Source organism: Paenibacillus sp. PK3_47 (assembly GCF_023520895.1).
In the GTDB taxonomy this organism is placed as follows: Bacteria; Bacillota; Bacilli; order Paenibacillales; family Paenibacillaceae; genus Paenibacillus_AQ.
In genome coordinates, this window is record NZ_CP026029.1 from 972,511 (window position 1) to 985,822 (window position 13,312).

Here is a 13,312-nt window from a genome sequence, read left to right on the forward strand (position 1 = left end):
GCCCGGCATTTTATTCCTTGCCCGTCAGATCCTCACACCATCTTGTTGAACTCTTTGCGCAGCCGCTTGATAATTCTTTTCTCCAGCCGTGAGATGTAAGACTGAGAAATGCCCAGCAGATCCGCCACATCTTTTTGTGTTTTTTCTTCTCCGCCGCGCAGTCCAAAGCGCAATTCCATGATCAGCCGCTCCCGCTCGCTAAGTTTTTCCAGCGCCTTCTGCAGCAGCTTGCGGTCCACCTGTTCCTCGATATTCCGGTAAATGGTATCATTTTCAGTGCCCAGCACATCCGACAGCAGCAGCTCGTTACCATCCCAGTCAATATTAAGCGGCTCATCAAAAGAGACCTCACTCCGGGTCTTGCTGTTACGCCGCAGGTACATCAGAATCTCATTTTCGATACAGCGTGAGGCGTAGGTGGCGAGCTTTATTTTTTTCTCCGGATCAAATGTATTGACTGCCTTGATCAGCCCGATGGCACCGATGGAGACAAGATCTTCAATGTTGATGCCTGTATTCTCAAATTTACGGGCGATGTATACCACCAGCCGCAGGTTGCGCTCAATCAGCATAGCCCGCACAGCAGCATCCCCGCTGGACAGCCGGTTCAGTAAAAACTCTTCCTCTTCCCGCGTTAAAGGGGGAGGCAGCGCCTCGCTTCCGCCGATATAATAGATTTCCTGGCTTTTAAGCCCCAGCAGAAACAGCATACGGTAATACTGCAGCTGCAGCGCAATCTTCCATTTGACCATGATTGTTCCTCCTCCAAGAAGTGCACAGTTACCCTGAGATGTTCCTCTTCCGACCTGTTTTCGAGCTGACACAAAACTGCCTGTTCACTACCTGTTGTCCGCTTAATCCGGCTGTGAAGGGCGCTCAAGCGTGCTCAGCAGGACACCGCCGCTTCAGCCATCTGTTCTTTCTGGATCAGGTCCGGATGTATAATCGCCCGGTAGGCGCCGTCCCCGGACAGCGTGCCTCCATCCAGTCCAATCAGCACTCTCCTACTCTGATAGGTTTCCTCTCCCAGCTTGATGCTTACAAAATCAGGCTTCAGCGCCAGCATAAAAGACGACCCGCGGTTAACTCCCCTGTATGGCACCAGCCGCATTCTGTCCTGCCAGGCAAAAGACTGCCCGTCCGTCTCCAGCAGCAGTTTGTCCGCATCCCCCTGAGTCAGCTTGCCGATCCAGGATGCCGGCAGATGGCCTTCCCAGAGCGATGCCTCCATGACCATCACCGGAATCCGGGTCAGCGGGTCATTCAGCCGGTTGCCTGTGTCAAGCAGTCCCTTACAGATAACGCTCACTGCGTCAATTTCCACCAGCACCTCGCCGATGTACGTGTCCAGCTGCTCCCTGTGCATGCGTGAAGTATGAATAAGCTTAAACAGGAACAAAACCAGGGGCAGAAAGGCAAGCACGAACCAGAAACCGATTTTTAGCCGGTGGGCTTGGCCTCCAGCAGAGGTAAACATAATACCGTTCCAAATGTCGCCGGAGCTTTGCAGCAAATAATGAACTCCCACGATACCCCCTGCCGCTGCAAAATTAATAATATAAAAAGCTCCCAGTGCGCGAAGATAGCTTTGCAGGCTCCTGAATCCGAAAGCAATCCACAGCATAATCACTGACAATCCGAACTTAATGAGGAAGGTATACAGAAAGGACAGCTCCGGTACGAACATCATCACTACATACAGCGCGCCAACCAATGAGGAGAGGGCCAGCCTCCACCAGGAGACCTTCATTTTGACAAGCCAGCCGGTCAGCCACAAAAGAACTCCGTCAATCAGCAGATTGGCAGCAAAAATCAAATCAATATAAACTACCATTGCATTCACCTGCCTAAGAGTCGCAGCTGCCCCCCAGCCGCAGGAGCAGGCTCTCTTTTTTGGACGATATGATTAGTATAGAAAGTCTCGTATTCAAAGTCTGTCTAAACTTGGGAGGCGTTCCTGAGGTTTTTTTGTCGAGTTATAGCAGGGTCAGACCACAAAAAAGCCAGCCTGTGAGGGCTGACCTTGTTTTACTTATACCACTTAGCTTATGATTTCGGGGCCTGTTAATTATTCGTTGTAGGGAAAAAGTTTCAGGGAGTGTGATTAGACCAGGCTAAGTGGAATTTCTCCTCTAAATCTCAAGCAACTACCGGAATTTTCATACTAGTGGGAAAATCTCCACTTAAATATGCCGAATTGGATTCAAAAGGCCTGGTTTCGTCCAAATAGCGGGAGTATTTCCGACTAATTAACCTAAATGATGAAGATGAAGAAATTTAGAGGGAGGAAATCCAACTAAATTTCGCAGCACTCTTTTCCGAGTCAGACATTACCTCAACCCTCTACATTTCAATTTTCTAGGTTAATCCACAGGCATGATAGTTTCTATCTCTTCTGCAGAAAGGCCGGTTGCTGCCTGTATCTCCTCATCATCCATCCCCATGGCACGCAGCTTTCTCGCTACTTCCAGTTTGCCCTCCAGAATGCCTTCGATCTTTCCTTCGATCTTGCCTTCAATCTTGCCTTCGATCTTTCCTTCGATCTTTCCTTCGATCTTGCCTTCGATCTTGCCTTCTTTTATGCCCGCGATTCTGCCCTCGGCTCTGCCTTTTTTCCTGCCTTCTCTCAGGCCCTTAATGGTTCCGGCCTTGATGCCTGCAGCTTCCCCTTTGGCGAAACCCTCAGTGAGCGCACCCTCTCTTTGCGAAATCTCATCCAGCAGGAATTTCTGGCGGGCCTCGTATTTTCTGCGGGCTTCCTCATCCTGACTAAGGAATTGCAAGGTATCCATGGCTTTTTTAAGAACCGGCTCGTTCATTCTCAGCACCTCCCAATGGGTTTCGTCCTTTCCCTTCAAAAACAATAACCAGTTAATCAGACCGCCTTCAGCGGGGATGACTGTATGATCTATCTTGGGCAATTCAATAAAATGTATTTCTATGTCGTCTATAAGGAGCGTGCCTTTCCTGTCTTCCCGCAAATGAAACACATTATGGTACGGCTCATCCGGCAGGACCCTATAATTTAATATATTGATCATGACACATTTCTTCAAATCCCTATACTGTCCGCTTTCCTGCAGCTGCCCTGAATACCGTTTGCTCCAGTAATACAGCGTCCGCTTCTCAATATCATATTTGTTGAACAGCTGCATCTCAATATCAATCAGCTTGCCCTCCGCTGTCCTGGCCCAGACATCAAAGATAGACTGCTTATCCGCAGGGTCATCTTTATCAGTATACGGGTTCAACAAAACTACCTCGGTTAAAGGCGCCTCTCCTGCCTCTGCAAAAATCCCGTTCAGAAAAGCAAGCAGTACATCCCTGTTGTTCTCGCTTGCAAATATCCGTTTGAATACAAAATCAACCCGGGGGTCCAAGAGCTCCATCCTCTTCACTCCATATACCAGTATTATACCAATGTAAAAACAAAAAAAACACCGTATTCCCACAGCTCTCGGCCATGGAATACGGTGCTTCCGCATATCTGTTATTCTTTTGGTACTAGTCGTTGCTGCCGCGCGTACGGTTACGCAGAAAAGTCGGAATATCAAGCTGGTCAGACGGCGTCTGATTACCGAACGGACGCAGATTATTAGCACTCTTGTCTGCTGCAGGCTCACTGCTGCTGTTACTGCTACTGCTGCTGCTGTTCGCAGACGGACGGCGGGCTGGTGCTACACTGGAAGGTTTATGTTCGAAGCCGGTGGCAATCACCGTAACTTTGATTTCGTCCTTCATGCTTTCCTCGATAATTGCCCCGAATATCATATTCACTTCAGGATCCGAGGCCGAGGTAACGATCTCGGCTGCTTCATTCACCTCATACAGAGAGAGGTTGGAGCCGCCTGTAATATTCATAATGACACCGCGGGCGCCTTCAATTGAAGTCTCCAGGAGCGGACTCATAATCGCCTTACGTGCGGCTTCAGAGGCCCGGTTCTCGCCGGTAGCGATACCGATACCCATCAGCGCTGAACCGCGCTCTGTCATAATTGTCTTTACATCGGCAAAGTCAAGGTTGATTAGACCCGGAACAGCGATAAGGTCAGAGATGCCTTGCACAGCCTGACGGAGGACATTATCCGCTTCACGGAAGGCCTCCAGCATCGGAGTTTTCTTATCCACAATTTCAAGCAGGCGGTCATTCGGAATGACAATCAGCGTATCCACTTTTTCTTTTAAAGCTTCAATGCCCAGTTCAGCCTGGTTAAACCGTTTTCTGCCTTCAAATGTAAAAGGACGGGTAACGACGCCTACAGTAAGCGCCCCGCATTCTCTGGCAATTTCAGCAATAACAGGCGCAGCACCGGTACCGGTGCCTCCACCCATTCCTGCAGTAACAAATACCATGTCCGCACCTTTGAGTGTATTCGAAATCAGATCACGGGATTCCTCGGCCGCTTTCTTGCCCACCTCAGGATTGGCTCCTGCGCCAAGCCCCCGGGTCAGCTTGTCCCCGATTTGCAGTTTATGCTCCGATTTGGCCATATGCAGCGCTTGGGCATCTGTATTAACCGTGATGAATTCAACACCCTGAACGCCATTTTCAATCATCCGGTTCACAGCGTTACTACCGCCGCCGCCAACGCCGATGACTTTTATCTGCGCCAAGCTCTCCATTTCAAAATCAAATTCCAACATATTGTTCCATCTCCCCCTAGAATAGTGCTTGGATGGCCAGTCCAAGTATATCTGGACTCACTCTTATATGAACTCGCTGAACATATTCTTTAGACGTTCCACCAGACCCGGTTTAGCAGCAGCTTCCTGATGCGGAGCAGCACTCTGCTTGTTCCTGTTGACCGTCTTTTTATTGCCGCTGCTGCCGCTGTTTCCGCGTCCGCGGAATCTGCGGACAACATTATGCAGAATGCCTACACCGCCGGTAAAACCGGGATCACGGACTCCGATATAATCAGGCACAGCAATGCGTACAGAGGCTGCAAGCTCAGTCTGGGCAGCCTTTAATACACCTGGCATTGATACAGTGCCACCCGTTAGTATATAACCTCCGGGAAGCTCGTTGTAACCAAGCCGTTTGACCTCCTGACGGATCAGGTGGAAAATTTCGAGAACTCTCGGCTCAATAATCGCGGCGAGATCCTCCTGGTTAAATTCCTTTTCTACATTGCTTCCGATGCGCAGAACCTTGAACACTACGTCAGAAGCAGCATCGTCGAGCCAGGCGCAGCCGTATTTCAGCTTCACCTTCTCTGCCTGATCAGTAAGTGTACGCAGCCCGTACGCAATGTCATTGGTTACAAATTCTCCGCCGATCGGAATCGTGGAGGTTGCACAAAGAGAACCTTCTTCGTATACGGCTATCGTCGTGGATCCCGCACCTATGTCCACCAGTACAGCACCCATTGATTTTTCATCTTTGGATAGCGCCAATCCGCCCGCTCCCAGAGACATCAGCACAAGATCTTTAACTTTCAGCCCTGATTTCTCCACACAGCGAAGCAGATTATGTATTGGCGTTTTGGCTCCGGTAATAATTGTCGCCTCAACTTCCAGCCGGACACCGATCATTCCGCGGGGATCCTGTATGCCTTCGAGGCCGTCGACGATATATTGCTTGGCAACAACATCGATGACTTCGCGTTCAGGAGGCAGGGCAATAACCTCTGCAGCCTTGATCACACGTTCGATATCATCTTCGCCGATTTCACGATCCTCATTCTGAACGGCTACGACCCCATGGCTGGATTGCAGGCCGATATGATTACCGGATATTCCGACATAGACTTCGGATATTTGAATACCGACCATTTGCTCCGCATGCTCTACGGCGCTCTTGATCGATTGCACTGTCTGGTCGATATCTACAATCGCACCTTTGCGTATTCCTTCCGAATCAGCAGATCCAACGCCAATAATATTAAAGGTTCCATTGGTAACTTCCCCGATAATTGCCCGAACTTTGGATGTACCGATGTCCAAACTAACAATGATGTCATTGTTGCTCAAGCCCTATGGCACCTCCTGTTATTATCAAAATATTGTGTAGAACTGAAAAAACAGTTAGTTCCCGGTCCCGGGAAACATCTCTGTACATATTCAACATCCCTAATCCTTTCCCTCTTTTTTCTACAAATTTTTTGAGTGGAATAATATCACAGTTGCTTCACATTTAAATAGAAGAAGTAAAATATTTAAAACCTGCCATATTATCACTAGAAATATAAGTGTAATTAAGAAATCACATCCATATTTAGCGATTAACTTCAAAAAACCCGAAGAAAAAAGAGGGATGCAGCTGAATACCGTAAATCCGATTGTAGCATTTTTTCCGGTTCATTAGTAGGGACTAATTACTCTTCTATCTCCTCTATCTCCTCTATCTCTTCTTGATCATCCGCTTTAGGCGCAAACGGAACATAGGAATCCGCTTCAAGCATCTTGATCAGCCCCGGCTCCTCAGTTTCGATGACCTGATTTAAATATTCCACCTTCTCCCCCAGCAGGGATATCGCCGTAATCACTTCGAAATGGGAACGCGTGTACAACTTGATCCGGTCCGGAAAAGATAACGTGGGCGAAGGCACAATTTCCGAAATATCGCTGGTCAGTTCATTAGGGATCTCTGCGAGCGCCTGGCACAGCTTTGCTTTATAAGGATCATCTGCACCCCAATTGGTCAGTATAGGCTTCTCTACGGCAATGCCTGTTTCATTTACACTGACGGCCACCCCGCTCGACAGAATGGCTTCCAGGTTACCCTGCTGATCCAGCTCGTAGGCGACTGGCGGGTATTCTTTGATATTGATTAGAATGACGCCGGGAAAATTCTTGGTCACCACTGCCTCCTGAACGGTCTTAAGCTCTTTCAGAGACTCTGCAACACTGTCCTTCGAGACGGCAAAAAACTGCCCGCCAACCTTCAGACCGCTCTTCTCAAGCAGCTCCTCAGATGTGGAATATTTACTTCCCTGAAAGTTGATTTCCGTAATCCGGCTTACGGATGAACGGAAAAATATAACAGCCAGCAGCGCAATGAACAGCAGCAGCAGAATGAATGTAACCTTCCGGCTCATTTTTTTGTTAGGCTTGTCCTCTTTTAGCAGAGGTAAACGGGTTTTAGGCATTCTCATATCTCCGTAATAAGGCCCTGTCTCCTTCCTAGCATTGAACTGAAGGAGACAGGGAGCTTTAATTGGCCAAATCAAACGGTCCGGGCACAGGCACTTTGCGGCTGATCCTTGCACCCAGCTTCTGAAACAGCTTCTCGATGCCGTCGTACCCGCGGTCAATATGATGCGCCTGCTCCACAACTGTGGTCCCGTGAGCCGCAAGTCCGGCAATTACCAGGGCTGCACCTGCCCGGAGGTCCGTTGCTTCAACGGTCGCCCCGTACAATCTCTGCACACCGCGGATAAACGCACGGTTCAGATCAATGGAAATGTCCGCCCCCATCCGGGCCATCTCCTCCACATGCTTGAAGCGGCCTTCGAACACCGTCTCTTTGATCACACTGAAACCGTCAGCCAGCGTCAGCAGCACCATTACCTGTGATTGCAGGTCTGTGGGAAAGGAAGGATACGGGGAGGTCACAATCCTCTCTACCGCACGTGGACGCCCCATGCAGCTGATGTTAATTATATCATTGCATACGGTAATTTGAACACCGGCCCGCCTCAGAACATGAATCAGCGAGGTCAAATGGCTGGCATTCGTGTGTGTCAACGTAACACTGCCCCGTGTTGCTGCTGCAGCTATCATTACAGTTCCGGCGACAATCCGGTCGGGAATGACCTCGTACGTACAGGGCTTCAGCTCCTTAACCCCCTGGATCGTAATGGTATCGGTTCCGGCACCGATAATCTGGGCTCCCATTTCATTCAGATAGTTTTGCAGATCCTGAATCTCCGGTTCTCTGGCCGCGCCTGATATGGTTGTAGTGCCTTCCGCCTTAGCCGCTGCCATCATAATGTTCTCTGTCGCGCCTACGCTGGGATAGTCGAGATGAATATCCCCGCCTTTTAACTTTGCCGCCCGGCAGGAAATCCGTCCGTTGCTTTCTTCAATCTCGGCCCCGAGCTGCCTGAGGCCCTGGAGGTGAAGATCGATCTTGCGCTCCCCGATCGCGCAGCCTCCCGGCTGATAGATCGTAACTTCACCAAACCTGGATAACAGCGGCCCCATCAGAAAAATCGAGGACCTCATCTGCCGCATTAAATCCTCCGGAACATGGGAAGTCCCCAGGGATGAAGTATCAATGGTTACTGTCTCGTCCTGATGCACCGCCCGGCAGCCAAGCCTTTCCAGAATTTGAAGCATGGTTTCGATATCCAGCAGCTTCGGCACATTATGCAGTGAGTGAACTCCTTCGGCCAGCAGGCTAGCCGCCATAATCGGCAGTGCCGCATTTTTTGCTCCATGGATACGTATGGTGCCGGACAGGGGGTTCCCACCCTCAATCACCAATTTGTCCAATGTATCACCTCCGAGATTACCGCTCACCCACCACAAGCACTTTTTCATATACAGACCCTTGAAATGCCGTCTGAAAAGCGCCCTGGGTGATTGTCACGATTATAGGATTATCCTATGTTCATGACCCCGGGTGTGTGACAAAGGAGGATAATAAGAAGCAGCAGGCTTAACACTGCATTTGTACCATGGTTCAGAGCTTTAAGGCTTACGTGCTGCCGCCAGCCTGCGCATCTCGTTCACAACAAGTGCCGCAGAGTCTCTTTTGCCCAATCTCCGGGATGCTTCAGACATTTTTTGGCGTACGGATTCTTCGCCGATGATGCTCTGAACCGCCTCAAGCAAAGCTTTGCCGCTCAGATCCTTTTCAAGCAGCACGGTAGCAGCCCCTTCGCGCTCCAGCTGCCTTGCGTTCGCTTCCTGGTGATTGTTCGTCACATTCGGGGACGGAATAAGGACAGAGGGAATACCCAGAGCAGTAATCTCGGCCAAAAAGGATGCGCCTGCCCGGTTAACAATCAGTGAAGTACAAGCCAGAACCTCAGGCATGTTGTGAATATACGGCAGGACGTGCAGCCAGTTCGGTATGCTGCCAAGCTTGTCGCGCAGCGCTTTGCGGGTGTCTTCGAAGTAAGCTTCTCCGGTCACATACACATAGTGAACACCATTACCCTTACCCACATTAGGTGCCATTTCAATCATGGCCTGATTAATCGCCTTTGCCCCGCCGCTGCCTCCGACCACCAGAACCACTGTACTTCCTTCCGGAATGCCCAGGGAGGCGTAGCCGCGCTGGGGATTGGCTGTCGTTACTGTGGTCGCCCGGGGATTGCCTGTATAGATTACATTTTTGCTTCCCGGGAACGCTGACTCTGTCCCTTCGAAGCTGACGGCTACCGTATCCGCATACCGGCTCAGAAACTTATTTGTCAGGCCGGGGATCGCATTCTGTTCGTGAATCAGCGTAGGAATCCCCAGCCGCGACGCCGCATAAACCACAGGCCCGCACACGTATCCTCCGGTGCCGATGACCACATCCGGCTTAAATTCTTTCAGCATTGCTTTGGAAGCTTTGACGCCTTTTAGAAAACGCATTACCGTTTTGACATTGTCCATGGACAGCTTCCGGCGGAACCCGGTGATATCAATAGACTTGAAGGGAATTTTCTCCTGGGGGACCAGCTTGCTCTCCAGACCGCGTTTGCCTCCGATATACAAAAAGGCCGAGCCTTCCTCTTCGGTTTCCAGCTGCCTGGCTACGGCCACGGCCGGATAGATATGTCCTCCCGTGCCGCCGCCGCTTAATACGATACGCATGTCTTTCACCTCGCATGACGGGATAAATTAAGCAGAATGCCGAGTGCTGTAAGCATCAGAGTCAGTGAAGAACCTCCGTAGCTGATCAGCGGAAGCGTAATTCCCGTTACAGGCATCAGGCCGATAACTACACCGATGTTGATGATCACCTGAACGGCCACCATACAGACGATGCCTACGGCCAGATAGCTGCCAAAACGGTCAGGCAGGCTCATCGCCACCTTCATTCCGCGCCAGATCAGGATCAGGAACAGGCCCAGCACAATAAGCCCTCCGATAAACCCTAGCTCCTCGGCCAATATGGAAAAAATAAAATCAGTCTGCGGCTCCGGTACATAGCTGTACTTCTGTCTGCTCATGCCGAGCCCCAGACCGCCCAGACCGCCCGGACCAATTGCATACAGCGACTGGATAATCTGATAACCGGCTCCGAGGGGATCCGACCATGGATCGAGAAAGGCCGTGATCCGCTTCAGCCGGTAAGGAGCAGCAGCTATGAGTCCCGCAAAGCCTGCGGCTCCCAGTGCTCCGAGGGAGAGCAGATGCTTTCCCCGGGCTCCTGCTGTAAAAACAATCATCATCGCGGCACCGAACATGACAGTGCCTGTTCCAAGATCCGGCTGAAGCATGATGAGGGCAAAGGCTGTGCCGATCAGTGCAAGCGGCGGAAGCAGCCCGCGTGTGAAGGTAGAGATGTCATAATCCTCTTTGCTGAGCCAATTGGCCAGGAAGAGGATCATCCCCATCTTCATAAATTCGGAGGGCTGGATGCCGAAGGAGCTGATGCCCAGCCAGCTGCGCGCACCGCCGCGTACAACACCGATACCGGGAATCAGCACCAGAATAAGCAGCGCGAAACAGACGAGAAGCGCCGGCTTCGCAAGCTTCTTCAGCACCACGTACTCCGTGTTCGCGGTAATGAACATGGCGATCAGTCCCAGCCCGGCAAACAGCAGCTGTCTTTTGACAAAATAAAATGAATCCCCATAATTGCGGAAGCCAAGTACAGACCCCGCACTGTACACCATCACCATGCCGACAGCCAGCAAAGCCAGAATAGGAATGAGCAGCCAGATATCGGGCGCATGACGCGTTTTGTTCATCAGGAGCACACCTCTTGCATCCGTAGTAGGGGCTTATCCACCCCCCTACTTAAAGGTTATGCACCGCCTCTTTAAAAATACGCCCGCGCTCCTCATAGGATGTGAACATATCCCAGCTGGCACAGGCGGGAGACAGCAGCACGACATCTCCTGCTTCCGCCAGGGCGGAAGCCTCCCGCACGGCCTCCTGCAGCACGGCGGCGGCGCTCTCTCCATTATCGACGGAGATCACCGCCTTTACTCCTGCCAGCTGTGCAACTCCTGCCAGCTTGTCCTTTGTCTGGCCCAGTGCCACCAGTGCCTTTACTCCGCCAAGGACAGGCAGCAGCTCCATGTAGTCAGAACCGCGGTCAAGGCCTCCGGCGATCAGCACAACAGGCTGCTTGAAAGAGCCCAGTGCCATAGCCGTTGCTTTGGAATTGGTAGCTTTGGAGTTGTTATAATAGGCAGCGCCGCCCTTCTCAGCCACATATTCCAGACGGTGCTCCACGCCCCGGAACGAGGCCAGCACTCCGCCCAGCACCGCCGGGTCTGCCCCGGCTGCAATTGCGATTCCGCAGGCAGCCAGCGCGTTCTCCACATTAAAGCGGCCGGGCAGCCCGATGGAGTCCACGGCAGCAATCTCTGTTTCACTCTCCGTATAATCACGGTACACAATTACCCGCTGGAGATCATCCTCGGTATCCGGCACATAGGAAGGGCGCACAAATATCCCCTGAACAAGCTCCTCCGTCATGGAGAAGGGCAAAATTCCAGCTTTGATGTAGGGAACCAGCCCGCGGCAGACGGGATCATCCCAGTTCAGCACTGCCGTATCTTCGGGTCCCTGATTCGCGAACAGCTTGGCTTTGGAGGCCACATAATCGTCCATGTCGCCATGATAGTCCAAATGGGTCTCGGCTACATTTAGCAGACAGCCTACCTTGGGGCGGAAAGACTCCGTCCCTTTCAGCTGGAAGCTGCTCAGCTCCACAACCATCCAGTTGTCCTCATCCGCGTCCTGTGCGGCCTGACTGAGCGGAGTACCGATATTACCGGCCACAATCGGCTTCATCCCGGCAGCCTCCAGCATACGGCCAACCCAGGTTGTGGTTGTCGTTTTGCCGTTGGACCCGGTAATGCCGATCATCGGAGCAGCGCAGAGGCGGTAAGCCACCTCTACCTCGGTCACAATCTCGATGCCGAGCGCCAGCGCCTGCTGAACAGGCGGAGCGGAATAAGGTATGCCCGGATTCTTGACGACCAGACTTATCCCCTCATGGATCAGCCCGTCAGGATGCCCGCCGCATATAACAGAAATTCCCAAAGCCTCCAGTTCGGAAGCTTCGGGACTCTGATCTCTTTCTTTTTTGTCATTAACAGTGACCACAGCGCCATGTTCGTGGAGCACCTTGGCCACCTGGACGCCGCTTTTCGCGAGGCCCAGGACAACTACTTCTTCACCGCGGTACAGATCCGGATGCTTCATTACTTACAACCCCTTGCTCAAGATTAGTCCAACTGCCGCCAGCACCAGGCCTACTGCCCAGAAGGAGACGACTACCCGCCATTCCGACCATCCGCCCAGCTCAAAGTGATGATGAATCGGACTCATTCTGAAAATGCGCTTGCCGCGTGTTTTGAAGGAAACCACCTGCAGGACAACAGAGAGCATCTCTATTACAAAAACACCGCCGATGACCACAAACAGGAGCTCGCTTTTGGTAACAATGGCGATTGCACCGATGGCACCTCCGATTCCGAAGGAGCCGAAATCGCCCATAAATACTTTTGCCGGATGGGCATTGAATACCAGGAAACCAAGTACCGCCCCGATCATCGCCGCCGCGCACACACCAGCCGAAATAGAAGTCGCCTGCATGGCTACAACGGCAAAAGCAGCGAGGGCAATCGCACTGACACCCGACAGCAGACCGTCTACGCCATCTGTAAAGTTAACGGCATTGGTTACCGCCATCATCATGATAATAATAAACGGATAATAGAACCAGGCCCCCCAGTCAAAGCTGATGCCCGTACCCGGTATGCTGATGCCGGTATTGTGGTCTGCAGAAATCAGCAGAGCGCACAAAACAACCCCGACCAGAAGCTGACCGAACAATTTTTGACGCGCTGTGAGGCCCAGCGAGCGTTTGAAAGCAATTTTGATATAATCATCCAGGAACCCGATTAGCCCATAGCCGAGCGTAGCCACCAGAAGGACATAAAAGTCTGAATCTACTACGGAAAATTTCAAAAAAGATAACGTGAACGCCACCATGATGATAATCCCGCCCATAGTCGGCGTCCCCGCTTTTTTCAAATGGGATTGCGGCCCGTCGTCGCGGACTTGCTGTCCGAATTTCATCCTGCGCAGCAGCGGAATGATGAGCGGAGCGGCAATGACCGCAAGGATAAAGGACACGGCAATCGTCAGCAGCAGAAGTTGATAATCCATGGGTACACCCCCTCCATTC

Annotated in this window: 11 protein-coding genes; all 11 read right to left on the minus strand. The window is 51.5% G+C overall.

Annotation, left to right across the window (positions count from 1 at the left end):
• Positions 1-32: 32 nt before the first annotated feature.
• Positions 33-755, minus strand: a complete 723-nt coding sequence (sigE, locus tag C2I18_RS04540; RefSeq protein ID WP_249902005.1) for an RNA polymerase sporulation sigma factor SigE — start codon at positions 753-755, stop codon at positions 33-35.
• A 131-nt stretch (positions 756-886) separates the two neighbouring features.
• Positions 887-1,843 (minus strand): sigma-E processing peptidase SpoIIGA, encoded by a 957-nt coding sequence (gene spoIIGA, locus C2I18_RS04545; protein ID WP_481857871.1) that lies wholly within the window; start codon positions 1,841-1,843, stop codon positions 887-889.
• A gap of 520 nt (positions 1,844-2,363) precedes the next feature.
• Positions 2,364-3,389, minus strand: coding sequence for an Rpn family recombination-promoting nuclease/putative transposase (locus tag C2I18_RS04550; RefSeq protein WP_249900096.1), 1,026 nt, complete (start codon positions 3,387-3,389; stop codon positions 2,364-2,366).
• A gap of 115 nt (positions 3,390-3,504) precedes the next feature.
• Entirely contained in the window at positions 3,505-4,644 is a 1,140-nt protein-coding gene (ftsZ, locus tag C2I18_RS04555; protein WP_249900097.1) for a cell division protein FtsZ, read from the minus strand.
• A gap of 63 nt (positions 4,645-4,707) precedes the next feature.
• Positions 4,708-5,973 (minus strand): cell division protein FtsA, encoded by a 1,266-nt coding sequence (ftsA, locus tag C2I18_RS04560; protein ID WP_249900098.1) that lies wholly within the window; start codon positions 5,971-5,973, stop codon positions 4,708-4,710.
• A 344-nt stretch (positions 5,974-6,317) separates the two neighbouring features.
• The gene (locus tag C2I18_RS04565; protein WP_249902006.1) at positions 6,318-7,091 is read right to left on the minus strand and encodes a cell division protein FtsQ/DivIB; all 774 of its coding nucleotides are present in this window, start codon (positions 7,089-7,091) and stop codon (positions 6,318-6,320) included.
• A 64-nt stretch (positions 7,092-7,155) separates the two neighbouring features.
• Positions 7,156-8,439 (minus strand): UDP-N-acetylglucosamine 1-carboxyvinyltransferase, encoded by a 1,284-nt coding sequence (murA, locus tag C2I18_RS04570; RefSeq protein WP_249900099.1) that lies wholly within the window; start codon positions 8,437-8,439, stop codon positions 7,156-7,158.
• Positions 8,440-8,637: 198 nt separating this feature from the next.
• Positions 8,638-9,753, minus strand: coding sequence for an undecaprenyldiphospho-muramoylpentapeptide beta-N-acetylglucosaminyltransferase (murG, locus tag C2I18_RS04575; protein WP_249900100.1), 1,116 nt, complete (start codon positions 9,751-9,753; stop codon positions 8,638-8,640).
• 5 nt (positions 9,754-9,758) lie between these two features.
• Entirely contained in the window at positions 9,759-10,856 is a 1,098-nt protein-coding gene (spoVE, locus tag C2I18_RS04580) for a stage V sporulation protein E (RefSeq protein WP_249900101.1), read from the minus strand.
• Between the two features lie 49 nt (positions 10,857-10,905).
• Positions 10,906-12,324 carry a UDP-N-acetylmuramoyl-L-alanine--D-glutamate ligase gene (gene murD, locus C2I18_RS04585; RefSeq protein ID WP_249900102.1) on the minus strand — a complete coding sequence of 473 codons (1,419 nt, stop codon included), beginning with the start codon at positions 12,322-12,324 and terminating at the stop codon, positions 10,906-10,908.
• A 3-nt stretch (positions 12,325-12,327) separates the two neighbouring features.
• The gene (gene mraY, locus C2I18_RS04590) at positions 12,328-13,293 is read right to left on the minus strand and encodes a phospho-N-acetylmuramoyl-pentapeptide-transferase (RefSeq protein ID WP_249900103.1); all 966 of its coding nucleotides are present in this window, start codon (positions 13,291-13,293) and stop codon (positions 12,328-12,330) included.
• Between the last annotated feature and the right edge of the window lie 19 nt (positions 13,294-13,312).